This is a genomic window from Streptomyces sp. MK37H (assembly GCF_018035285.1).
Lineage (GTDB): Bacteria > Actinomycetota > Actinomycetes > Streptomycetales > Streptomycetaceae > Streptomyces > Streptomyces endocoffeicus.
The window spans coordinates 1-21,533 of record NZ_JAAAYH010000120.1 but is presented as its reverse complement, the minus strand read 5'-3'; the positions used below and the strand labels follow the sequence as shown (position 1 = coordinate 21,533).

General features: G+C 70.1%; 27 protein-coding genes and 1 pseudogene. 9 read left to right on the top strand and 19 right to left on the bottom strand.

Going from position 1 to position 21,533, the window contains the following annotated elements:
- Nucleotides 1-4 precede the first annotated feature (4 nt).
- The gene (locus GWI24_RS18780; protein WP_308343769.1) at nucleotides 5-463 is read left to right on the top strand and encodes a GNAT family N-acetyltransferase; all 459 of its coding nucleotides are present in this window, start codon (nucleotides 5-7) and stop codon (nucleotides 461-463) included.
- Here GWI24_RS18780 and GWI24_RS46260 read toward each other — a convergent pair.
- A complete protein-coding gene (locus GWI24_RS46260) occupies nucleotides 457-579 on the bottom strand; it encodes a hypothetical protein (protein ID WP_281790187.1) in 123 nt (40 codons plus the stop codon). The two genes, GWI24_RS18780 and GWI24_RS46260, sit on opposite strands and share 7 nt — an antisense overlap.
- 89 nt (nucleotides 580-668) lie before the next feature.
- On the opposite strand from GWI24_RS46260, the gene GWI24_RS46255 reads away from it, so the two are divergent.
- From GWI24_RS46255 to GWI24_RS18770, 3 genes are all read left to right on the top strand, one after another.
- The gene (locus GWI24_RS46255) at nucleotides 669-791 is read left to right on the top strand and encodes a hypothetical protein (RefSeq protein WP_281790185.1); all 123 of its coding nucleotides are present in this window, start codon (nucleotides 669-671) and stop codon (nucleotides 789-791) included.
- A 187-nt stretch (nucleotides 792-978) separates the two neighbouring features.
- On the top strand, nucleotides 979-1,950 hold the full coding sequence (locus tag GWI24_RS18775) for a MerR family transcriptional regulator (protein WP_210947104.1): 972 nt from the start codon (nucleotides 979-981) through the stop codon (nucleotides 1,948-1,950).
- 65 nt (nucleotides 1,951-2,015) lie between these two features.
- A complete protein-coding gene (locus GWI24_RS18770) occupies nucleotides 2,016-2,909 on the top strand; it encodes a dihydrodipicolinate synthase family protein (RefSeq protein WP_210947100.1) in 894 nt (297 codons plus the stop codon).
- A 55-nt stretch (nucleotides 2,910-2,964) separates the two neighbouring features.
- Here GWI24_RS18770 and GWI24_RS18765 read toward each other — a convergent pair whose 3' ends face one another.
- Entirely contained in the window at nucleotides 2,965-3,120 is a 156-nt protein-coding gene (locus tag GWI24_RS18765) for an SDR family oxidoreductase (RefSeq protein WP_247616568.1), read from the bottom strand.
- 10 nt (nucleotides 3,121-3,130) lie between these two features.
- On the opposite strand from GWI24_RS18765, the gene GWI24_RS18760 reads away from it, so the two are divergent.
- Nucleotides 3,131-3,424: a helix-turn-helix domain-containing protein gene (locus GWI24_RS18760; RefSeq protein ID WP_210947098.1), complete on the top strand. Its 294-nt coding sequence runs from the start codon at nucleotides 3,131-3,133 to the stop codon at nucleotides 3,422-3,424.
- Here the strand turns inward: GWI24_RS18760 and GWI24_RS18755 are convergent.
- From GWI24_RS18755 to GWI24_RS18720, 8 genes are all read right to left on the bottom strand, one after another.
- Complete coding sequence (locus GWI24_RS18755; RefSeq protein WP_210947103.1) at nucleotides 3,421-4,059, bottom strand: response regulator transcription factor; 639 nt, start codon at nucleotides 4,057-4,059, stop codon at nucleotides 3,421-3,423. The two genes, GWI24_RS18760 and GWI24_RS18755, sit on opposite strands and share 4 nt — an antisense overlap.
- 5 nt (nucleotides 4,060-4,064) lie before the next feature.
- Nucleotides 4,065-5,264 carry a sensor histidine kinase gene (locus GWI24_RS18750; RefSeq protein ID WP_210947097.1) on the bottom strand — a complete coding sequence of 400 codons (1,200 nt, stop codon included), beginning with the start codon at nucleotides 5,262-5,264 and terminating at the stop codon, nucleotides 4,065-4,067.
- A gap of 5 nt (nucleotides 5,265-5,269) precedes the next feature.
- Entirely contained in the window at nucleotides 5,270-7,480 is a 2,211-nt protein-coding gene (locus tag GWI24_RS18745; protein ID WP_210947096.1) for an MMPL family transporter, read from the bottom strand.
- 154 nt (nucleotides 7,481-7,634) lie between these two features.
- Nucleotides 7,635-8,381 (bottom strand): VCBS repeat-containing protein, encoded by a 747-nt coding sequence (locus GWI24_RS18740; RefSeq protein ID WP_210947095.1) that lies wholly within the window; start codon nucleotides 8,379-8,381, stop codon nucleotides 7,635-7,637.
- A gap of 61 nt (nucleotides 8,382-8,442) precedes the next feature.
- Nucleotides 8,443-9,141: a DUF4232 domain-containing protein gene (locus GWI24_RS18735; protein WP_210947094.1), complete on the bottom strand. Its 699-nt coding sequence runs from the start codon at nucleotides 9,139-9,141 to the stop codon at nucleotides 8,443-8,445.
- 175 nt (nucleotides 9,142-9,316) lie between these two features.
- The gene (locus GWI24_RS46250; protein WP_281790182.1) at nucleotides 9,317-9,439 is read right to left on the bottom strand and encodes a hypothetical protein; all 123 of its coding nucleotides are present in this window, start codon (nucleotides 9,437-9,439) and stop codon (nucleotides 9,317-9,319) included.
- 212 nt (nucleotides 9,440-9,651) lie between these two features.
- A complete protein-coding gene (locus GWI24_RS18725; RefSeq protein ID WP_210947093.1) occupies nucleotides 9,652-10,890 on the bottom strand; it encodes a PP2C family protein-serine/threonine phosphatase in 1,239 nt (412 codons plus the stop codon).
- Nucleotides 10,891-11,145: 255 nt separating this feature from the next.
- Nucleotides 11,146-11,415 (bottom strand): hypothetical protein, encoded by a 270-nt coding sequence (locus GWI24_RS18720; protein WP_210947092.1) that lies wholly within the window; start codon nucleotides 11,413-11,415, stop codon nucleotides 11,146-11,148.
- Between the two features lie 703 nt (nucleotides 11,416-12,118).
- Between GWI24_RS18720 and GWI24_RS18715 the strand changes: the two genes are divergently transcribed.
- Nucleotides 12,119-13,264 carry an acyl-CoA desaturase gene (locus GWI24_RS18715; protein ID WP_210947091.1) on the top strand — a complete coding sequence of 382 codons (1,146 nt, stop codon included), beginning with the start codon at nucleotides 12,119-12,121 and terminating at the stop codon, nucleotides 13,262-13,264.
- 29 nt (nucleotides 13,265-13,293) lie between these two features.
- Here GWI24_RS18715 and GWI24_RS18710 read toward each other — a convergent pair whose 3' ends face one another.
- Together GWI24_RS18710 and GWI24_RS18705 are read right to left on the bottom strand one after the other, a co-directional pair.
- Entirely contained in the window at nucleotides 13,294-13,554 is a 261-nt protein-coding gene (locus GWI24_RS18710; protein ID WP_210947102.1) for a hypothetical protein, read from the bottom strand.
- A gap of 97 nt (nucleotides 13,555-13,651) precedes the next feature.
- Nucleotides 13,652-14,098: pseudogene (locus tag GWI24_RS18705) on the bottom strand (DUF5994 family protein); the annotation flags it as partial.
- A gap of 290 nt (nucleotides 14,099-14,388) precedes the next feature.
- Between GWI24_RS18705 and GWI24_RS18700 the strand changes: the two are divergent.
- A complete protein-coding gene (locus tag GWI24_RS18700; protein ID WP_210947090.1) occupies nucleotides 14,389-14,922 on the top strand; it encodes a DUF5994 family protein in 534 nt (177 codons plus the stop codon).
- A gap of 94 nt (nucleotides 14,923-15,016) precedes the next feature.
- Here the strand turns inward: GWI24_RS18700 and GWI24_RS18695 are convergent, their stop codons facing one another.
- From GWI24_RS18695 to GWI24_RS18675, 5 genes are all read right to left on the bottom strand, one after another.
- Complete coding sequence (locus GWI24_RS18695) at nucleotides 15,017-15,616, bottom strand: alkaline shock response membrane anchor protein AmaP (RefSeq protein ID WP_210947089.1); 600 nt, start codon at nucleotides 15,614-15,616, stop codon at nucleotides 15,017-15,019.
- A gap of 40 nt (nucleotides 15,617-15,656) precedes the next feature.
- Nucleotides 15,657-16,163, bottom strand: a complete 507-nt coding sequence (locus GWI24_RS18690; RefSeq protein ID WP_210947088.1) for a DUF6286 domain-containing protein — start codon at nucleotides 16,161-16,163, stop codon at nucleotides 15,657-15,659.
- A gap of 223 nt (nucleotides 16,164-16,386) precedes the next feature.
- Nucleotides 16,387-16,803, bottom strand: coding sequence for an Asp23/Gls24 family envelope stress response protein (locus GWI24_RS18685; RefSeq protein WP_210947087.1), 417 nt, complete (start codon nucleotides 16,801-16,803; stop codon nucleotides 16,387-16,389).
- A complete protein-coding gene (locus GWI24_RS18680; protein ID WP_210947105.1) occupies nucleotides 16,800-17,060 on the bottom strand; it encodes a hypothetical protein in 261 nt (86 codons plus the stop codon). The genes GWI24_RS18685 and GWI24_RS18680 overlap by 4 nt, the downstream gene beginning before the upstream one ends.
- A gap of 80 nt (nucleotides 17,061-17,140) precedes the next feature.
- On the bottom strand, nucleotides 17,141-17,626 hold the full coding sequence (locus GWI24_RS18675) for an Asp23/Gls24 family envelope stress response protein (protein ID WP_210947086.1): 486 nt from the start codon (nucleotides 17,624-17,626) through the stop codon (nucleotides 17,141-17,143).
- Between the two features lie 295 nt (nucleotides 17,627-17,921).
- Between GWI24_RS18675 and GWI24_RS18670 the strand changes: the two genes are divergently transcribed.
- Both GWI24_RS18670 and GWI24_RS18665 read left to right on the top strand, forming a co-directional pair.
- A complete protein-coding gene (locus tag GWI24_RS18670) occupies nucleotides 17,922-18,488 on the top strand; it encodes an RNA polymerase sigma factor (protein ID WP_210947085.1) in 567 nt (188 codons plus the stop codon).
- Complete coding sequence (locus GWI24_RS18665) at nucleotides 18,479-19,138, top strand: hypothetical protein (RefSeq protein ID WP_210947084.1); 660 nt, start codon at nucleotides 18,479-18,481, stop codon at nucleotides 19,136-19,138. Before GWI24_RS18670 ends, GWI24_RS18665 begins: the two co-directional genes overlap by 10 nt.
- Before the next feature lie 756 nt (nucleotides 19,139-19,894).
- On the opposite strand, the gene GWI24_RS18660 is transcribed toward GWI24_RS18665, so the two are convergent.
- Nucleotides 19,895-20,296 (bottom strand): PIN domain-containing protein, encoded by a 402-nt coding sequence (locus GWI24_RS18660; RefSeq protein ID WP_210947083.1) that lies wholly within the window; start codon nucleotides 20,294-20,296, stop codon nucleotides 19,895-19,897.
- Nucleotides 20,293-20,541 (bottom strand): type II toxin-antitoxin system CcdA family antitoxin, encoded by a 249-nt coding sequence (locus tag GWI24_RS18655; RefSeq protein ID WP_210947082.1) that lies wholly within the window; start codon nucleotides 20,539-20,541, stop codon nucleotides 20,293-20,295. The genes GWI24_RS18660 and GWI24_RS18655 overlap by 4 nt, the downstream gene beginning before the upstream one ends.
- Nucleotides 20,542-21,533: the final 992 nt, after the last annotated feature.

Below are 21,533 nucleotides of genomic sequence, written 5' to 3'. Positions count from 1 at the left end.
CCACATCCGCCCCGCGACGGCCGCCGACGCTGACGCCGTAAAGGTCGTCATCGACGCTGCATACCGCCCCTACATCACCCGGATCGGGCTCCGCCCGGCGCCCATGGACGCCGACCACGCGGCCGACATCGCGGCGGGCCGCGTCTTCGTCACCGGCGACCCGGTCGTGGGCGTGCTGGTCCTGGTGGCCGAGCCGGACCACCTCGTCCTGGAGAACATCGCCGTACACCCGGACGCCCACCGCCAGGGCGTGGGCAGGCACCTGCTCACCTTCGCCGAAACCCACGCACGCGCTCTCGGCCTCCCGGAGATCCGGCTCTACACCAACGCCCTCATGTGGGAGAACCAGGAGATCTACCCGAGGTACGGATACGAGGTGACGGAACGCCGCCAGGACGGCCAGTACGACCGCGTCCACTACCGGAAGCGCGTTTCCCAGGCGGCCGCAGCGCCCGATCAATGATGCAGGGTCGCGTTACTCGCCGTAGCGGCCAGTACCGGGCTCCTCACCTGGAACGCCCAGGCCGACATCCCGCCGACCACGCCATCGGCCACCCCGTCGGCCACCGTGACCGTCACGGACGGACACGTCTCCTACACGGCGGCCGAAGGCCAGACCAACAGGCTGACGGTCAAGCGGGCACCCCGCCGCAACCGACCTCACCTACGTGACCTGCACCGTCCCCCTACCCGACCCGGACCACGGCGGCGCGGGGATGTCCGCGGAGCTCCTCGACGGCAACGACACCCTCTCCGGCGGCCCCGCCAACGACATCCTCCACCAGGACTGATCCCACCCGGGCCCGGGCCCTGCCGCGGAGTGGCTGACGGGGCCTGTCGCCGGGGCTGGGGAAGAAGGACGGGAAGTGGCCCGGCAGGCGCCTCAGCGACTGCGCCAGGCGTCGGACACCGGTCGTCCTCGCGTCGCCTTGACCTTACCCTCAGGGGCAAGGTTTAGCGTTCTTCGAGGTGAGAGACGTGCGAATCGGCGAGCTGGCCCGACGGGCGGGTGTGACGACCAAAGCGGTGCGCTACTACGAATCGCTGGGGTTGCTGACGCCCGAGCGGCTGGCCAACAGCTACCGGGACTACGGCGAGCACGATGTGCGGCTCGTGCGGGAGATCCGGGCGCTCAGCGGGCTCGGGCTGCCCGTGGAGCGGACCCGGCCGTTCCTGGACTGCCTCGCGGTCGGGCATCAGCACGCCGATGACTGCCCGGCCTCACTGGCCGAGTACCGGGAGGCGATCGATGAGCTCTCCCGGCGCATCGCAGGGCTCACCGCGCGCCGGGCGGCGCTGATCACGCACCTTCAGCAGGCCGCCCACCGCAACAGCCGTGTCCTGGCCACCGACGAAGGAGAGCGCCTGATGACCGACTACGTGAACCTGCCGTCCGACCTGCCCGTTCCCGAGGACGACGGCGCCGCCGCCCACCTGCCCGGGACGTCGGCGCCGCCCCTGGAACTGCACAGCACCGGCGATGCGACTGTCCGTCTCGACGCCCTCGGCCCGGGCCGGACGGTGATCTACATCTACCCGCTCACCGGCCGCCCGGGCACCGACCTGCCCGAGGGCTGGGACGCGATCCCCGGGGCGCGCGGCTGTACGCCCGAGGCCTGCGGCTTCCGTGACCACTACCAGGAGCTGCTCACGGCCGGTGCGGTCCGGGTGTTCGGGCTGTCCAGCCAGGAAACCGACTATCAGCGCGAGGTCGTCGAGCGGCTTCGCCTGCCGTTCGAGATGCTCTCCGACCCCGCGCGGAGCCTGGCCCGGACGCTCGGTCTGCCCACGTTCGAGGTGAGCGGGCTGACGCTCTACAAACGGCTGACATTGATCATCCGCGATGGCGCGATCGAGCACGCCTTCTATCCGATCTTCCCGCCGAACGAGCACGCGGACCACGTGCTGACCTGGTTGCGGGAGAACCCTCTGGAGAGAACCGGCCGGTAGAGACCCGCCTGAAGAGACTCGCCTTTAGAGACCGGCGCGCAGCGCCTGACTATCCGGAGACGACCATGTTCACCGGCCTGAGTGCCTTTCCGCTCACCCCGACCACCGAAACCGGCATCGACGAGAAGGCTTTCGGCGCCCTGGTCGGCCGACTCGCCGCCGCCGGAGTCGACTCGATCGGAGCGCTGGGCTCCACGGGTTCGTACGCCTACCTGACCCGCGAGGAGCGCGCCCGTACCGCCCGCATCGCCGTGGAGCACGCCGAGCGGACCCCGGTCATCGTGGGCATCGGCGCGCTGCGCACCCGGCACGTACTGGAGGCGGCGGAGGACGCGCAGCGCGCGGGGGTATCCGGAGTGCTGCTGGCGCCGGTGTCGTATCAGCCGCTGACCGAGGACGAGGTGTTCGGGCTCTTCGAGGACGTCACGGCGAACCTCTCGGTGCCGCTGGTGGTCTATGACAACCCTCGCACCACCCACTTCACCTTCACCGACGAGCTGTACGCGCGGTTGGCCGAGTTGCCGCGGGTGGCGTCCATCAAGATCCCGGGCGTACCCGCCGACCCCGCGGCCGCGCGGGCCCGTGTCCAGCGGCTGCGGCAGATCCTGCCCGGGTCCGTGACAGTGGGCGTCAGCGGGGACGCCTTCGGGGCGACGGGGCTGAACGCCGGGTGCGACGCCTGGTATTCGGTGCTCGGCGGCACCTTCCCCGGACCGGCGCTGACGATCACCCGGGCCGCGCAGTCCGGCGAAGCCGAACAGGCCCGGGCGGAGTCGCGGCGGCTCCAGCCGCTGTGGGACCTCTTCACCCAGCACGGTTCCCTGCGTGTGATCGCCGAGGCCGCCGCGCACATCGGCCTCACCCCGCCCCACAGCCTCCCGCTCCCGCTGCGCGGCCTCGAAGCCGACGGTCGCGCACAGGTCGCCGAGGTGCTCGAACAGCTTCGGCTGCGTGCCTGACCTCCGACGCCATGGGGTTGGGGACGACACGGTCCCCTGACGGGTGCGCACCCGCTCAGCTCGCGAAGATCGAACGGGCCGTGCTTCCCCACCCGCCGTCCACGCCGATCACCTGGCCGGTGACATAGCTCCCGGCCGGGGAGACGAGGAAGTGGAGCAGGTTCGCGACCTCCTCCGCCTCGCCGATCCGCCCCAGCGGAACGGAGGGCAAGGAGGTGGCGATGACCGACCTCGATACGTTCGGGGCTGACGGGACCCGGATCTGCTCGATCGCCGACGCCGTCGAACGCCGCAAGTACCAGGATCGTCCGGTGCGCTACGAGTACGTCCTGACCGAGCCCGGTCGCGCCCTGCTCCCGGTCCTCCGCGACCTGCGGAAGTGGGGAGAGCGATACGCCCCGCCACGCACGGCCCACGGGTCTGGCCCCGCACCTGGCGGCAACACCGGCAACACCGGCAACACCGGCAACACCGGCAACGGCGGCGACGGCCTCACGGACGGCGTCGCCCGCTAAGGCCGCTCCAGGATCCCCCTCTCCATGGCCACCACCACCGCCCTCGTCCGGTCGTTCACATCGAGCTTGGCGAACAGCCGGAGCAGATGCGTCTTCACCGTGGCCTCGGCGATCACTAGGCGTCGTCCGATCTCGGCATTGGTGAGACCGTCCGCCACGGCGCTGAGGACGTCGGTCTCGCGCTCGGTCAGCGGGTCCTGAACGGGCCGCCGCATCCGCGCGACCAGCTTCTCCGCGACCCGGGGAGCGAGCACCGTCTCGCCCCGCGCCGCCGCGTGGATGGCGTCGACGAGCTGGTCGCGGGTGGTGTCCTTGAGCAGATAGCCGATGGCACCGGCCTCCACCCCGCGCTCGATCTCCGCGTCGGTGTCGTACGTCGTCAGGATCAGCACCCGCGTACGCGGAAACCGGGCGACGATCTCGGTCGTCGTCGCCACCCCGTCCAGCACGGGCATCCGCAGATCGACCAGGGCCACGTCGGGGTCGTACCGCTCGACGAGCTCGAGCGCCGCGCGTCCGTCCCCCGCCTCGCCGACGATCTCGATGCTGTCCTCGGCGGCGAGCAGGGCGATCACCCCGGCCCGCATCACGGTGTGATCGTCCACCACAACGATCCGCAGACCGCCCTCGCCCATGTCCCTCATGCCTCCACCTCGCCCGCCATGGGGATCATCGCCAGGATCCGCGTCCCGTCGCCCACCGAACTCGTCACCGTGAGCCTCCCGCCCAGCTCCGCCAGTCGCTTGCGCATGCCGTCGAGTCCGAAGCCCGTCGACTCCCCGACCAGGAACCCGGTTCCGTCGTCGGTGATCTCCAGCTCCACTCCGTGCGGACGCCGCGCCAGCACCACGCCGACCATGGACGCGCGCGCGTGTTTGCGCACATTGGCCAGGGACTCCTGGGTGCAGCGCAGCAGCGCGATACGGGTCTGCTGGTCGCAGTCGAGGTCCGCCAGGTCGGCGTCCACCGCCAGCCCGGTGTCCTCCGCGAAGCGGTCCAGCGTACGGCGCAGGGTCTGCGCCACCGAGCCGCCCGCCACCTGGCCGGGGCCCGGCTGCCGCGCCGAGCCGACCAACTCCCGGGCCTCGGCGAGGTTTTCCCGGGCGGTGGACTCGATCGACCGCAATTGCTGGGCGCTGGCCGCCGGATCGTGGCGGATGCCCGCCTGGGCCGCCTCCGCGAGCACGATGATCGACGCGAAGCCCTGCGCGAGCGTGTCGTGGATGTCCCGTGCGATGCGTTCCCGTTCGTCCGCCGCGCCCTGCCGCTGGTGAGCCTCGGACAGCTGTGCCTGCGTACGCTCCAACTCCTCGATCAGCCGCGCCCGTTCACTGCTCTGCGCGACGACCGAGTGCGCCCACAGGCCGATCAGTACGCCCACCGCGACCACGATCAGGGTGGACACCATCGTCTCGCCGAAGAACTCCGCGGTCCAGCCCTGCCGGATCAGACTCCCGGCCAGCGTGGCACCGGTGGCCAGCCCGAGGAACCCCATCGAGACCCGCGGGGTGCGCCCGAACATCCAGTAGTGCGGCAGCGTCACCATGAACAGCGCCGCATAGCTGCTGCCCAGATAGGCCAGCCCGCCGAGCGCGAGCACGAGCGCCGAGAGATAGACCCGCGGCCGTACGACGGGGTTCCCCGGGAAGCGGTCGAGCACCGCGTAGCACAGCACCACGGAGCTGAGCAGCGCGAGCGCCTCGTACTTGCTCCCGCTGGCCGGGACCGTCGTCACCAGGCCGACGGCCATCGCACCGAACAGCACCCAGCACACGGCGTTCCACCGGCGCAGCGACGTGGCCCAGAAGGCGTCGGCCAAGGGGGTGGCGAGAGCGGTCATACCGATCAACGTACGTCGACCGCCGGTCGTCCGTCGGCCGAGTCGGCCGAAGCCATCGCCATGCGCCCCGAAGCCCGTCCCGCCGCCCGCGACGGCCACCAGCTCGCCTCACCGAGCAGCAGCATCGCCGACGGAAGGACCATGATCCGGACGATGAAGGCGTCGAGCAGCACGGCCGCCGCGAGGACGAAGCCGATCTGCTTCATCTCGATGATGTGGAGGAAGACGAAGCTCACGAAGACGGTCGTCATCACCACCGCCGCGCTCGTCACCACACTCGCCGACCTCCGGATGCCGTCCAGCACGGCCTGCCTCGTGGACGCGCCCGCGAGTACGGCCTCCCTGATCCGGCTCACCACGAACACCTGGTAGTCCATCGAGAGCCCGAAGAGGATCACGAAGAGGAACAGCGGTACGCGCGATCCGATCGAACCGGTGGAGTGGAAGTCCAGCAGCCCCTCGGCCCAGGTCCCCTGGAAGACCAGGACGAGCAGGCCGAGCGCGGCCGCCGCGGACAGGACATTCAGCAGGACCCCGATCAGGGCCAGCACCAGCGAGCGGAACGCGTACGCGGTCATCGCGAAGGTCACCAGCAGCAACGCGCCGAGGACCAGCGGGAGTTTGCTGTTCTGGTGCGCGGGATAGTCGGTGTACCGGGCGACGTCCCCGCTCACTCCGAACTCCGCACCGTCGATCCGGCCAACGGTCGCGGGGAGGTAGTCCTCGCGCAGGTGGTCGAGGGAGTCGTACGCCTGGCCGGAGTTGCCCAGGTACGGCACCTTCAGCTCGAGCACGCTGATCCGGTGGTCGGCTGAGGTCCGCACGCGCGAGGCGCCGGTGAACAGGGGGTCGGCGTCGGCACGTCGGGCCAGCTCCCGCAGGGCCCCGCCGACCTCGCCGGATCGCGCGGCGTCGGCACGTACGACGACCTGGTGGGTGACCCGTTGGTCCGGGAACGCCTCGTTGAGCCGGTCGTACACCCGCATGGCGGTGATGTCGCGGGAGTGGGTGTCCCGGCTCATCTCCGTGATCTTCAACCCGGCCAACGGGATGACGAGCGCGAGCAGGGCGAGAACGGACACGCACAGGGTTGCCAAGGGGTGCCGGCTCGCGGGGCGCAGCAGAGCGGCCCATACGCGGCCACCGCCGTCGCCCCGCGTCCGGCGCGCGGGCTTTCCCCGCTCGGCACGGCGCCGCGCCCTGCGCTCCTCCCGCTCTCCGAGCTTGACGAGCATCGCGGGCAGCGCCGTCAGCGAGCTGGCCACCGCGACCAGGACGACCACGATCGTGCCGGTGGCCAGCGAGGAGAAGATGACGTCGGAGGCGAGATACAGCGTCGCGGTGGAGGCCACGACCGCGAGCCCGGAAATCACGACGGCCCGGCCCGAGGTCGCCGCGGCCATGTCCACCAGCGCCTCGGAGCTCAGCCGGCCGCCCGAGCGGGCGCGCTCCTCGCGCTCCCGCTTGAGGTAGAAGAGCGTGTAATCGACGCCGACCGCGAGCCCGATCATCAGGATGACGTTGGTGCCGACCCCGGCGTCGGGGGAGACGTGGGAGGCCACCATCGAGAGCCCGATGGCCGCCGCGATCGACGACAGCGCGAGCAGCAGCGGCACCCCCGCCATGGTCACCGATCCGAACACGGCCAACAGGGTGATCAGGGTGATGGGAAGCGTGATCTTCTCGGAGAGCGCCAGGTCGTCGCCGCGCTGCTGGTCGACTCCCTTGCTGATGGAGGGACTCCCGGTCTCCTCCAGCCGCAGCCCCGGATACGCCTTCGCCACGGCGTCGGTCTGTCCGGTCAGCGCGTCGACCTTGTCCTTCGCATCCCGCTCCTCGCCCTTCAGCGCCACCTCCACCATGAGGATCCGGCGATCCCCGGACAGCAGCGGGTCGGCGACGCCCGCGACCTCGGGCAGCCGCTCCATCCGGGCGGTCAGGTCCGCGGCGGCGGCTTCGGCCGCGTCCCGGTCGAGGGCGCCCGACCGGGCGGAGATCAGCACCTGCTCGGTGGCCCGGCGCTCCAGACCCCCCTCGGCGGCCATCGCCTCCGCCCGGCCCGCCTCGCCGACCCGGTAGTCGGCCGTCGTCGCGCTGTGGGTCCCGACGGCACTGCCGACCCCCAGGCACAGCGCCACGAAAACCAGCCAGCCGACGATGGCCCGCCAGGGGTGCCGAGCGCTCCAGCGCGCCATGCGCACAGTGAGTGATGTCATGCCTGAAAGCCTTGTTGGCCAGGGCAGTTGGCCGACAGAGGTACCCGGTTGAACTTCCCGTCCACCGATCGGTGGACGGCACGGCTACTCGGGCAGCGCGACGCACCGGGCGCCGCCGGTGTGCAGAGGACCGGCGGCGCCCAGTCGCGGTGGGTCAGGAGCAGGGCTCGTAGAACTGCTTCCAACCGTCGCTGGGCATGGCCGGCGGCTCGGCGATGGACCCGAACTCGCCGTACTTCTTCTGCAGCGCGTAGTCGAAGTCCCCCGGGCCGCTGCCCGCGTACGACAGACGCACATCCCGATCCAGCTGCCCGTCACCGGAGTTGTTGAGGATCGCGAGGTCCGGGTACGGGTCGTCGCCGTAGTTGGCGATCCGAAGCTGCTGGACCTCGCCGTGGTCGCCGATGTCGGAGTGGCGGGAGTCGGCGGAGCCCAGGTTCGACCGCTTGAGCGGGCCGGGGCGGTACTCCGCGACGCGTGCCGTCGAGGGGTCGTCCCCGCCGGCCGGCTCGACGATGTTGACGACCATGTCGAGCGTGCCATCGTGTCGGAAGTCGGCGACCGCGGCGGACGCGACCTCCCCCTTCTTCGCGCCGAGAAGTTCGCTGACGGCCTGCTTCGCGCCGAACGAGCCGTCCGCGTTGCCCCACTGGATCGTCATCTTGGTGCCGGTGTGCCCAGGATTCGCGATCTTGTCCGGGTGGCCGTCGCCGTCGAGATCGCCGACCAGCGTCGTGGCATCGGCCAGACACGGACCCGCCGCCTTGGCGACCTTCCCCGACTGTCCCGCACCGCCCGAGGGCGACGACCCGGTCGCACTGGCGTGGTAACCGGCGACAGTCAGGGTCAGGGCGACAGCCGCGATCGGTGCGGCGATCAGACGTGACCGTTTGCGAAGCATCTACGAACTCCTCATGTCGTTGCTGCGAGAGAACCGCGGCGCAGAGCCGACCCCCTACGGGCTACTGGTCCGTCCCACCGAAGGGGACGGCATCCGCCGCGGAGGTGTGCCAGTTGGTGACGATGGGCTCGTCGACGGTGATGGTGCCGACCGGCAGGGAGACCGGGTTGGGGTCCTTAGCACCGATCCCGACGATGATGCTGTCCAGCTCCTTGCCACCGTTCTCCTTGGTGGTCTTCGGGTTCACCCCGGCATAGGCGGTCGTTCCCTTGCCCAGCGTGATCGCCGGTCCGACGGCCTGCTCCGCGGGACCCGCCTCGGTGCCGTCCGACCCGAAGGCCACCGTGGGAAGCGCGGCGGGCAGAACACAGGTGATCCCCGGCTTGGCCTTCGCGATCACCAGGATGTACCCGCCGGCCTGTGACTCGTGCCTGGTACTCCAGGAAATGTCGTTGGCCCCGCACGCCTGCCCGACCTTGCCCCGCTCACCATTCCCGGTGTCGGCGCCGGAACCGGCGCCATCCTGGGTCCCCTTGCCCTTCCCATCGGAGGACCCGGCCTCTGAGCCAGAGGCGTTGTCCTTGCCGGCCTCCGCCTCGGTCGTGGCCTTGGCCTTGGCCGTGGCCTCGGCGGACGCGGATGAGTCACCGGACCGACTGCTCGTGTCGTCCGAGGACTGGCAAGCGGTGGCAAACATCGCGGCCGTCACCAGCAGACCTGCACCGGCGAACATACGGACCCGGGAGTGGTTGATAAGCATGGAATGACCCTCTTCGCCATCAGCGGAGTACTGCGCCCGGCGACGTTTCGCCCGGTGTGCCACCCACCCTGCCGGTGACCGCTACCGTTCCATTAGCGCGCCACTAACGAACCGCTGACGCAGCACCATCAACCGGCTTCCCCGCAGGCCCGCAAACGCCCTCGCACGGCCCGGTTCAGCCGAGACGGCTGGGCGCGCTGTGGTGGAAGTCGCTGTCGGTGACGACGGGGAGGACTTCGACGGCGAAGGTGTCCGTGGCCAGCAGCGCGATGCGGTGGTCCCAGCACCAGTCGGCCAATTCCCGGGACTGGACGAACCCGGTGGCGCGTCGCTCACAGCGGTGGCTGTCTCCGGGCCGGGCGGCCGGCGGCGTACGCTTCGGCAGCCGCTGAGACCGAACGCCGGGAGCCGAACCAGCGGCGTGGGGTTGGGTGCGGCGACGTGGCGCGACGCCGCCGATGAGCCGTGTGGGGGCACAGTCGCCGGGACGCCATGCCCCGCTGGTGCTGCTCATCCCGTGACGAGACGGTCGGCGGTGCCCCCGCACCATTCGACCAGGAAGAGCGTCGCGTCGTCGGTGGTGACCCCGCCGCGTTCTCGCATCAGGGTGTGGGACAGTCCGCGCACCATTTCCTGTACGCCTTCTCCCACGCATCCCGCGCGGTCCACGAATTCGAGCATTCGCTCTTCGCCGAACTGCTCTTCGCCGGTGCGGTGCTCCTCGACGAGACCGTCGGTGAAGAAAAGAATCCGGTCGCCGCGGGACAGGGCCTGCTCGCTGATCTGAGGGATGGCGCCGCCGAAGCCGACGGGCAGGGTGCCAGGGCTCTCCAGTGCTTGGAGGACGCGGTGGTGGCGGATCAGCAGGGGCGCCGGGTGGCCGGCGTTGACCCACTGCAGCTGGCCGGTTCCGATATCCAGGCGCATCATCTGCGCGGTGACGAAGTGGTCGGGCCCGAACTGCTCGTCGATGGCCGTGTCCATGAACATGTACAGCTCGGCGAGGCCGACGTCGGCGCGTCTGGCGTGCCGGTAGGCGCCGATGGCGACGGTGGCCAGCACGGCGGCGTCCAGCCCATGACCCATGGCATCGATGATGGCCACGTGCAGGATGTTGTCATTCAGGGCGTAGTCGAAGCTGTCACCCGCGACGTCGTAGGCGGGCTCGAGGATTCCGGCCACCGCCACCTGTGGCGTGATCATGGTCAGCGGGGGCAGCAGCGACCATTGGATCTCCGCGGCCAGGCTCATCGGCTCACGGCGCCGGGCCCGGAAGAACTGATCGGTATAGCTGTTCTTGGTGACGAGCATGTCGGCGATCAGGCCGGAGAGGCGCCGCAGCAACCGCCGGTCGTCGTCGTCGACGATGCTCAGAGTGACGGCCAGCACCCCCACGACGTCGCTGCCGTCCAGCAGCGGCAGAAACATCCGTACGCCGTCGGCCTGTGGCTCTTCCACCGTCGCCGCGCTCAGAAAGGCCCTGCCGGCCCGAGAATCGTCGATCCGCTCGGGCTTCCCGACCACGAGTCTCATGCCCGGCAGGGGGGCCAGCATCAGCTGGTCGTAGTCCTGAAGGAGGATCGAGACGTCCCGCCCGCCGATCCTGCCCACTTCCTCGGCGACCAGCGGGGCGATCAGCTGGGGCGGCATCTCGTGAGCCCGGTCGAGCAGGGCACCCAGCAGCCGCTCACCGAATCCCTCCGACCGATCCACTGCGACTTTACGGAAGCCCTTTTCACCGTCTGTCATGGCGACCTCGTCTCGCGGCACCGCCCTCACTCAGGCGAGCCTTTGTGCGGTTCGCCGCACTGTGGCCCTGCTCCCTCCACCCCCAGCATCGCGCACATGTGCGCTTGCGACATCTGCCGCCAGGTCGCCGGCGGGCGACCGGTGCCCGAGGGGGCCGGAGGACGGCCCCACCCGGGGTGGCGTGCGAACCTCCACCGGATCGAGCGCCCCGCCGAAGTGCCGTGATTGCCCCGGCGAAGTGCCGTGATCACCGCATCAGTGCTCAGCCTCGTATCTCTGCACGCGCTCGACCAGCGGGAGAGGCGGCTCGTCGGCGCTGTTGACGGCCCCGCCGGCCATACGCGCGCACACACCCTCGCAAGCGAGCAGTTGCCTGCCGCCGTGGTGCGCGACCACCAACGTGTCCGCGTCCGGTGCCCGCCGGTAGTCGGTGCGGCAGACGACGCAGACCAGTCCGGCCACCATCTCCTCGGTCGGCTGGGAGCGGCTGCGGCGACGGTTTGAGATGGCGTCATGTGAATACATGGGAACCATTTCCTCTTACTCATGGTGCGACAGCGGGCCGGAGAGACCCATGGAAAGGGCCGGAAGTGTTGCGGTTGGTTCCGTGGTGCTCAGGAGCGTCGCTGATGCTCCGGGCCGTTGCGGGCCTGGAGGTCGGCCTGCGGTCGGGCCCGACGATTCGCCGCGCGCTTTGTGGCGACCGGTGGGCGGGTGCTCTTCCCGAGGCTGCGGTTGCCCGGCCTGGCGTTCCCCGAGGCCGACGCCGCGGCGATGACGCCACCCAGGATGGGCGGGCGTATCGCCACCGTACTCCCGTCCGGACGCTGGAGTGCGTCTGCCACTCCCCGCACGGCGGGGAAACATGCCTCCCCGCCGTGCGGGGAGTACGGTGAAGGGGACCGAGGGCGATCCGGAATGGCGGTTGCCCTTCTACGGCTGTCCTCCGCGGTTCATGACACGGCCCTGATCACGGGCTCGGGAAGGGCGTATACACAGCTCAAGGCGTCCGCGTCAGGGCCACTACGGCCCGATGGGACGCGTGAGCTGAGGACGACGTGCCCGAGCACCGGCCAAGCGAACCGGCTGAACCGGACGATGGTCGTCCTCTTCCTGGTGGCCGTGGCCTGCGAGGGCTGCCGCTCCGACGGCACCGCACGAACTGCCCGCATCCGCGTGCCGCTGACAGCTGACGGCTGACGGCCGACACCGATCAGGATCGAGATCCATGGCGTCTTCAGACTTCATTCAACGCTCCTCGCGGTCGGCTGGAACCTCCTCGACCTCTTCAAGCCCTTCCGCTCCAGGGGCGGAGCCCTCCGAAAACCCCCCGGGCAGGTCTACGACGATCCGTGATCGATCCCCAGGCAGTGACTACGCGCTGCTCTCCCGCCGGATCAGAAGCGCGGGGCTGCTGCGGCACCGGCCACTGCGTTCCGTCACGGCGCTGGCTGTCACGCTGCTCCTCCTGACCGGTGGCTGGGCGGCCTTCCTCCTGATCGGCGACTCCTGGTGGCAGCTGATCGTCGCCGCGGTGTTGGCCTTCGCCTTCACCCAGTGCGGGTTCCGCGGCCATGAAGCGGGCCACCGCCAGTTGTTCCACGGCAAGCGGGCAAACGACGCGACAGGGCTGGTGTTCGGCAATCTCTTCATCGGCCTCGGATTCGGATGGTGGGTGGCCAAGCACAACCGTCACCACGCCCATCCCAACCAGGTCGGCCGCGACCCCGACATCGAGACCGGCGCCGTGGTCTTCATCGATCATGAGGCTCGTGGGCGCACGGGGGTGGCCGGTTTCGTCACCCGCCACCAGGCCTCCCTCTTCTTCCCCATGCTGCTGCTGGAGGGCTGGGCACTGCATGTGGCCACATTCCGGGCGCTGCGCAGGGGCCGGACAAGCGCTCCCGCTCCGCTCGCGGTCGAGGTACTGGCTCTGCTCGTGCACGTGGCGGCGTATCTCACCGTTGTGCTCCTGATCCTTTCGCCGCTGAAGGCGCTGGCGTTCGTTGTGGTCCAACAGGCCCTTTTCGGCCTGTACATGGGAGTTTCATTCGCCCCCAACCACAAGGGGATGGCGATGCCGGGGGAGCATGACCGACCGGACTTCCTGCGCGGCCAGGTCCTCACCTCGCGCAACGTACGGGGCGGGCGTGTCATCGACTTCGTGCTCGGCGGCCTGAACTACCAGATCGAACACCACCTGTTCCCCAGCATGCCCCGAACCGCTCTGCCGGCGGCCCAGTCCCTGATCCGTGCCTACTGTGCCGAGCTCGCCCTGCCCTACGCACAGACGAGCCTGGTGGACTCGTACCGGCAGGTGCTGCGTCATCTCCACGCGGTGGGAGCACCACTGCGGGCCGAACGCCGGGCATGACCCCGGCACGGTCCCTGAGGGGCACCCCTTCAGACTTCGCCGGTCTGTGTGCGGTCTTGCCCGGAGGTCTGACTCGCTACCAGCCAGGACCGCGCCGGCTCTGCCGTGTGCGTGGTGTCCACGGTGAGATGGAGCCGGGTTCCGCCGTCCGCGCCGGCGGGGTAGCTCCGCTGTTCGGTGCCGGCGAAGCAACGACGGAGCACCTCTGCGACCTTACGGGCGGCCTCGGGGGACGCGGCGACAATACGTACCTCGGCGCGCCCTGCCGAGGGTGTTTTCGGTGGCTGCATGGTGACCTCGTTCATCAGGAGGACGTGGCGGTGGGCGTGGGGCCTCGCTTCGCACCCACCGGCCCGGGTCAGGAGAAGGTCATGCGTCGTTCGCGGAGGCGGTCTCGCTCGCCATCAGGCTGCTGGCGGTGAGGAGGGCGCCGGTGGTCGCTGCGGCGGACATCAGCCGGGCGGCGGCTGCCGCACTCGCCTCCGGCGGGATCACCAGAAGGTCCCATCGGCCGACGTTGTAGGTGAGCAGGATCAGCTTGTGCGGGTCCTGCTCGTCAGTGAACCAGCCCACGTGCACCGTGTGCCCGGTCACAGGCACCTTGCGCGGGATCACGGGCCAGTGGGCCGGGTTCACGGAGACGCGCGTGATCCGGCCCCAGCGTGCGTCCAGCACGTCCGTCAGGGCGGGCAGCTCACGGAGGAGATCGCGGGAGCGAGGCCACCACGCACCGTCCAGAAGACCTGGAACCGGGCTCGTCGGGGTCAGCGCCAGGCGGACCGGTGGGGAGGGCACGCGCTCATCAGGGATCGTACGGTCGATGGTCACGGTCATGGCGCGGACCTGTCCCCGGGTGCGCCTCACAGCGTCCCGGTGTTGTCGCTCGCCGAGAACGACACCCGCGTGGGAGCCGGTGCGCGAAGTGCTCCCGGTGTTTTCACTGTACTCCGGGCGTGGCCCCGCTGAGCCCCTTGTGATCAGCGGGCGTGGCCCCGCTGAGCCCCCTGTGATCAGCCACTTCCTCGGGAATCGCACGGGCTCTCGGAGTACGGTGAAACTGGCCGCATACGGTGAAACCCGCGGCCCACCGCCCGCCACCGAACCCCGCGGAGGGTGAGCAGACCATGTCCGACGCCGACACCCCGCGTGAAGTGAATCTTCTGCCGGACGCGATCCATCATGCGGTGAAGCCCGGAACGGCCCTGCTGCGACTGGTGACGACACATGCCCGTGAGGGCAATCTCGACGGTGCGTGGTGGCCGCGTTCCCGCGACATAGGCGCCGAGCTTCCCGCCCTGGTCACCGCGCTGACCGAGCACCTCGGGCCCCTCGTGCGCGTCGGCCTGGACCGCGACGCTTGGGAAGAACTGCCGACACGGCTGATCATCGACGATCGCGTCGTGCACATCGATTCGTTCCCGGTGGGTGACGACACCATCCTCATCACCCGAGGCGATCGAGACCTCTTCTCCCTGTTGGTGGTCCCGCCGCACGCGACGCCCGACGCGGCACGCGCCGCGATGGCGCGGGCCGTCCGCGCCGACAACATCGCGCCGGCCGAGCAGATCCTCATCGACACCGGAACCGGCACCGGCCGAGCCCGCCCGATCGGAGCGGAAGGCCCACGGGAAGGCCAGGAACGCCGCGGCACGTACTGATGCCTCATGCGCGCCGCCGGTCGGGCGGCGGAACGGCGGCCCCCGTATGCCGCCACGTCGGTACCTGAGCGAGGGGGCGGAGCCGGGCCCGACGTCATTCGGCACGGTGCGGGCCGTGGCGGGCAACGCCCAGGCGGACATCCGTGGGGAGCTGGTCCCAACCAGCTGATTGGCGGGCTCGATCGGCGGCGTCGCGCAGGTCCTCGAGTACGCGCCCCGGAGTGCTGCCGGGGCTGAGGGTGACGCCGATACGGGCCCGCGGGCGAGTGGGAGGCCCAAGGAAGCGTGCCCGGGCCCGCCGGACGTCGGGCAGCGTGTCGAGGTCGGTGGTGAGGGCGTCGCGCAGCGCGTGGTCGCTGACCGTCACGGTTTCCCGGGGGGTGTGTCCTACGGACAGCCGGCGGGAGTGCCGCCGCCGGGGCTGGGACAGCAGCCACCACAGGGCGAGCAGCATGAGCAGGGTCAGTGCCGCTATGGCGGACAGCCACCACCAGTCCTGGACGGTCCACCGGATCTGGCCGGCGCGGGGGATCAGGGCGTTGTCCGGAGTGGTGAACGGCCAGCCGGCGGGCGGTGTGAGGTGCAGGCGGCGGTAGATGTCGGCGCCGCCGGCGAGCACCAGGAGACCGCCGCCCAGCAGCACGAGTCCGAGCAGGGCCAGAAGAACGCGGTTGGTCGTGGTGTGTTCCCTCATCGTCTTCTCCGGTGTGTATCGGGGCCTGGCGCTACGGCCGTCAGGTCGGGCTCCGGTGTACGCGGACCGCCAGCCGCGGGGTCCGGGCCAGGGCGAGTTGGTCGCGTTCTTCGCGCCGCACGGCGTCGGTGAGTTCCTCCTTGACGTCGGCTGTGTCGCGGAAACGCACGTCGGCACGGACTGTGACCCGGCGGCGGCGCACCCGGACTCGCGCCGCGCCGACCCCGGGGACACGCAGGGCGGCGTCGCGCAGGATCAGCGCCGCGCCCTTGCGGTCGAGCACGGCACGCATCCGCCCGTGACCGTCGGTGGGGACCCGCAACGGCAATTGGGGACGCAGGCCGGGGGTGAGGGCCAGGACGATCAGCCACAGGCCGAGGGCTGCCGCGATGGCGGCGCCGGTGAGGATCCAGACGTCGTCCACCGGGCGGGTGGCGAGTTCGTAGGTCAACCGCGTCCACCAGGCGGTGGCCCGGTGTCCGGTGCTCATCCAGACCGCTTCGAAGAGCAGCGCGCCCGTTCCGAGCGCGATCAGTGAGGCGGCCATAGCGGCCGGGGCCCGGCGCGTTGCCCAGGGGCGGGGGGACCGTTCTTCCATCGCCGTCCGCTGACGCGGCGGTTCAACGGGCGGCGGGTCGTGGTGCGGCGTGTTCCCGGCCGGGGCCGCCGTGGTGTCCTGCCGCGGTCGAGGGGGATCGCCGCCGGGGCCCGGCGGGGTGTTCGGGGTGCGGGAAATCATGATCCTCCTGTCGCGGGCGCGTGCCGCCGGGTCATTCGACTCGTCCTCGTCGCAGGCTCCGACCGGCGACGAGCCGTTGGACGGACACGGTGATGCCGTCGACACGCAGGCCGGTCAGATGGGACACCCGTTCGGCCATGTAGTGCCGAATCTCGCCGCCGGCGCGGGCGATGTCGACGGGATAGGGCAGCTCCAAGGAGACGCCGAGGCGGACCGAGCCGTCGTGCACGGTGGCCGTGGTGCGGGGTGTTCCCAGGCCGAACCGTACGGGAGGCTCGCCTCCTTGCCGTGTGAGGGCTTCGTATGCCGCCCGGACCGCGATGCGGGCCACCACGGTGTCGGGGATCAGCGTCGCGCCGCGCAGGGCAGGCGACGGGAGGGCGGATGTGCCTGTGCCCTCGCTTCCCGGACCGCCCCGGTGGGGCCGCGACGGGGGCTGGGTGCTCACCGCACCCGCCCCCTGTGCTCGGTGCCGGGAGCGGGTCCGTGGTTGCTCCGACGGCGCTGGAAGGTCTCCGCCCGGTGTCCATCGCCTTCGCGGGTGCGTACGTAGTCGGTGACATGGACATCGCCGCGTGCCAGGTGGCCGACGATCAGGCCCACCAAGCCCAGGGCCGCCACCACGATGAAAGCTCCGAAGCCGCCGAAGTAACCGGCGAAACCCAGTGCCAGGCCGGTCAGGAGTCCCGCCACAGTTGTGTTCATCGTTCATTCACCAGTCTCATGTGGTCGCCTCCTTCCCGTGCGGGGTGCGGCCGCACGGCAGGGACAGCGGCCGGGGGAGATCACTCCACCCGGTGTCCTTCGCCTTCGCCTTCGCCTTCGTCCTCTGGCAGGTGGATGTCGTCGACGGCCACGTTCACCTCGACGACCTCCAGACCGGTCATGCGTTCCACGGCCTCGATGACATTGGTGCGGACATCCGCGGCGACGTCGACGATGGGGAATCCGTAGTCGACGACCACGTCCAGGTCCACAGCCGTCTGGTGCTCGCCCACCTCGACGTGTACACCGCGGGTGATGCTGGGCTGGCCGCCGGGCATCCGCTCACGGACGCCCCCGATGGTCCGGGCCATGCCGGAGCCGAGGTTGTGGATGCCCGGAACCTCGCGGGTCGCCATTCCGGCGATCTTCTCCGCGACGGTGTCCGCGATCGTGGTCCGCCCACGGCTGTCCGGTGCGTGGAGGCTGTGCTTCGGACCGTGCTGTGCCGTTGTCTCATCGGCAGACCGGTGCCATTCAGTGCCCGGGCGGGGCGTCGTGTCCGTCATGACGTTCTCCTTGCGGGGGAGACGGACACCGGATCAGCGCCCGTCATAAGAATGGACACAAAAAGGAAGAAATCATCACACTATTCTGTGATCCGTGTCACGTAGGCTGGTCAAGGGGGCTGGCTTGGTCGGACCGCCGTCATCGGGCGGACACGGGGTGGAGCCGCCGTGACGCCGTCCAGGACGCGAATCATGTGGGAAGCGAACAGTGGATGCGAAGCAGGGAGGACTCTCACCACTCCGGTGCGCGGCTCCGTCTCAGCCCACCGGGTCGGGGCCGACCCCGGCCGACCGGATGGCCGAGACCGGAGACGACCTCCGTGATCTGGACAACGGACTGCTGGTGGCCCGGGCCGCCGAGGGCGACGACGACGCGTTCGCCGTACTGGTCCAGCGTCACAGCGGACCGCTGCTGGCACTGGCGTACCACATGCTGGGCAACCTCCCGGACGCCGAGGAGGCGGTCCAGGACGCCCTCATCAGCGCGTGGCGGCGGCTTCCGGAGTTCCGCGGGGATGCCTCGTTCCGCACCTGGATGTACCGCATCGTGACCAACCGATGCCTCAATGTCCTGCGCGGGCGGGCCCCTTCCGTGTCCTTGGACGCCGTATCCGAGCCGGCGGCCCACGATGCCGGTGGCGAACCCGCCCGGGCAGCCGAAAGCGCGGCCGCCGCGGTGGCGCTGGCTGAAGCGCTCCGGGACCTGCGGCCCGCTCAGCGTGCCTGCTGGGTCCTCAGGGAACTGCACGGGCTGTCGTACGAGGAGATCGCGAACGTGGTGGGCGAGAGCGAACAGACCGTACGCGGCAGGCTGTTCCGGGCACGGCGCACCCTGATGAAGGAGATGGCCTCATGGCGCTAGACGACCCACGTGCCACGTCCCCGCGCGACGATCCGACCGCACGGGACACCGACGCGGCACGGCTCATCGGGGACGAACGGCTGCCCTGCGGGCGCCTGGTGAGCCACGTCTGGAAGCAGGCCCGCGCCGCCGGCGATCAGCCCGACCCTCACCTGGACGGCTGCGCCTTCTGCAGGCAGGCGGTCGAGGGGCTGGCGGCCCTGGACAGCACCACCCGCACCCTCCGTGCGGAACGCCCCAGCGCCCGCACTGTCGCGGACCGGGTCATGCGCGCGGTGCGCGCCGAGGTACGACTCGGCCGAATGCTGCCCCTGGACGACCCCACACGAGAACTGCGGATCGCGGAGACGGCGGCGGCGAAGGTCCTGCGCCGGGCCGCCGACCGGGCCCCCGGAGTGCGTGCCGCGAGTTGCCGCCTGATCCCTGACGAGGGGAGCACCAGGGTGACCATCGCCATGACCCTCGCCGTCACTCTCGACCAGCCCCTGCCCGGCAGGGCCACCGAGGTGCGCCGGGCCGTCGCTCATGCCGCTGGGCACGAGCTCGGCCTCGCCGTCAGCACCATCGACCTGAGAATCGCGTCCGTGCTGGAGCCCTTGAGGCCCACAGCCTTCGGCGAACCCACGCTTCGAGACGGGAGCGGACGGTGACCGCCGTCCGCACGACCAGCGTCGAGCGGACTGCCGCCCGAGCGGCGCTGGCCGTCCCGGGGGTGTCCGAACTGCAGCCCAGCCTCCGCCAGTCCCTGGCCGAAGCCGCTACCCGGGTCCGCCGGACTCTCGGCTCCGTCGCACCGTCCCCCGAGACCGGCATCCACGCCGAACGCGCTCCCCGAACGGGCGCCTGGCACGTCGAAGTCCGCTGTGTGCTCGACGAAGACCGCCGCGCTCTGGACACCGCACGCGACGTTCGCGAAAGCGTCCGATCGGCGGTCGACGCATATGCGACCCGCCACGGCGTACCCGGACCCGTCACCGTCGTCGTTACCGTCACTCGCACCACCAGACACCATCCGTCACACCACCCCGGGCCCACCGCCCCGTGATGCCGACAACCCTCCCGCAGCCCGAGCAGTGACCTCCAACCGGCAAAGTGACCTCGAACCGGCCAAGTGACCTCCACCGGCAAGCCGACAGGCCCGGCCCGGCGCTTGTTCGGCCGCGCCGTCGAGGTGCTCGACGAAGGATGGCAGCTGCGTGATCATCGTGAGCCTGGCCGTTGTCACCCACGCTGGCTGAAACCACGCCCGCGCCTCGTCCGCCACACAACACCCGGCGCGTCTCGATCGCTTTGGCCCAAATGGGACCGGGCTTGGGAATCACGTGGTGATCGACGCTGGTCATGCCGCTGACCAGCATTAACGAGTGCTGGCTGCGGGCTGGTGTGCCCGCCAAGGGGCCCGTGCCTCATAGGGCGATCAGTCGCACGCGGTCATTGCAGAGCTTGGCCATGTCGTCGGTGTCGGAGGTGAGTACGGCGACTGGGGGCGGCTGGCGTAGTGCTGCCTCAGCGACGGTGGCGTCGAGCGCGTATTTGTGCCCGTGCAGTCCTGCTGACTTGAGTAGTTCGGCGGCAGCCTTGGCCGCCTGTTCGGTGACGGGTTCGACCTTGACGCGTGAGAGAGCCCAGTTCAGGCGTGGGAGGTTCACTCGCGAGTGGCTGACTTCGACGATGGTGTTGGCGCTGACGACGAGATCGGCTCCCATCCCGTGGAACACCTGGAACATCGCGAGAACTTTGCGGTCCTGGGCAACCCAGGCGGACAGTCCCTGGGAGTCCAGGACGACGGTCTCAAGGTGTGTGCTCACGCGGCGTCCGTATGGCCGGCACGGTCGGCGGTGCCGAAGATCTTTGCGCGGGCTTCGGCCAGCTCTTCGTCTGTAAAGGCGCCTTGTTCCTCCTGATGGCGCCGCAGATCATCGCCGAGGAGCTGGTGGCGGATCTGGCGGGCCACCGCTTCAGCCACGTAGCCGGACACGTTGTCCGTGAGCTTCCTCAGCTCGGCGACCTGCTCGGTGGGCAGGGTGACGGTGATGCGTGTTGTGGCGGACATGAGTCGAGCATACTCCAGTATGCGCTTGGTCGAGGTCCGGCTGCGAATGGCTGTCCGTATGGAAACCAAACAAGGCCCGGATCTCTGACCTGGGCCTTAAACATGGAGCGGGTGACGGGAATCGAACCCGCGCTCTGAGCTTGGGAATCAACGACGCTGGCCATGGTGGCAGGCCACTGGTCAGGTAAATGCGGCCTCTGGGCCTCAACGGGCGGGTCTCTGATCGTGCCTTCATTGACCGCTGTGCACCGCCTTTAAGGGCACGGCTGGGGCACGACTACGGCATGCCTTGAGATCGCCCCCGCTCCCGCTGCCTGACTACGGGGTTCCGTATGGCGAGGCCGCGTGGGCCGGAGGCCGCTTCGCAGCTGCAGGCATCTGTGGGGCGGGGTCGGGTGGCTCCCAAAGCGGCTGAGCGGTTCGAGCGCGGGGAGGCGGACGCGATGATTGCCGCGGAGTTTCGGGTCAGTGTCCGGGCGCCGTATCCAGTCGTGATCGTGCAGTGGGGGCGCTGATCGTGCAGGGGGGGCGCTGATCGTGCAGTGGGGGCGGCTGTCGTCACGCATGGCAGCCGCCCCGCCTCATCCGGCCGCGACCGGGGGAGGGCCGCCGCGGTCCGTCCGGCCGCGGCCGTACTCCGCGAGTGCGTTGAAGGCGGCCTTGGGTTCCCACGGCAGGCCGGGATAGGTGGCGGGGCGAGCAGATCGCGCTCGTGGTCGCGCATGCGGGGCGGAGCTCGACGCGGCGGAAACGGTAGCCGATGGTCAGGAAGAAGCCTCCAGTTCGCGGTTCCAGTGTTCGGCAGCGTGCTCGATGATCACATCGGGTAGTTTCCTCGGCCGCTGCCGCCACCAGCGGCGTCGTCCCACGTTCGAGGGGCGGTCTCCACGAGACCGCCCCTGACCAGCCATCAGCCCGATACACCCCAGCCACCCGACCTCATCCCAGGTCAGACAGCGAAACCCTGCTGGAGTACTAAGGGGGCCTAGGGG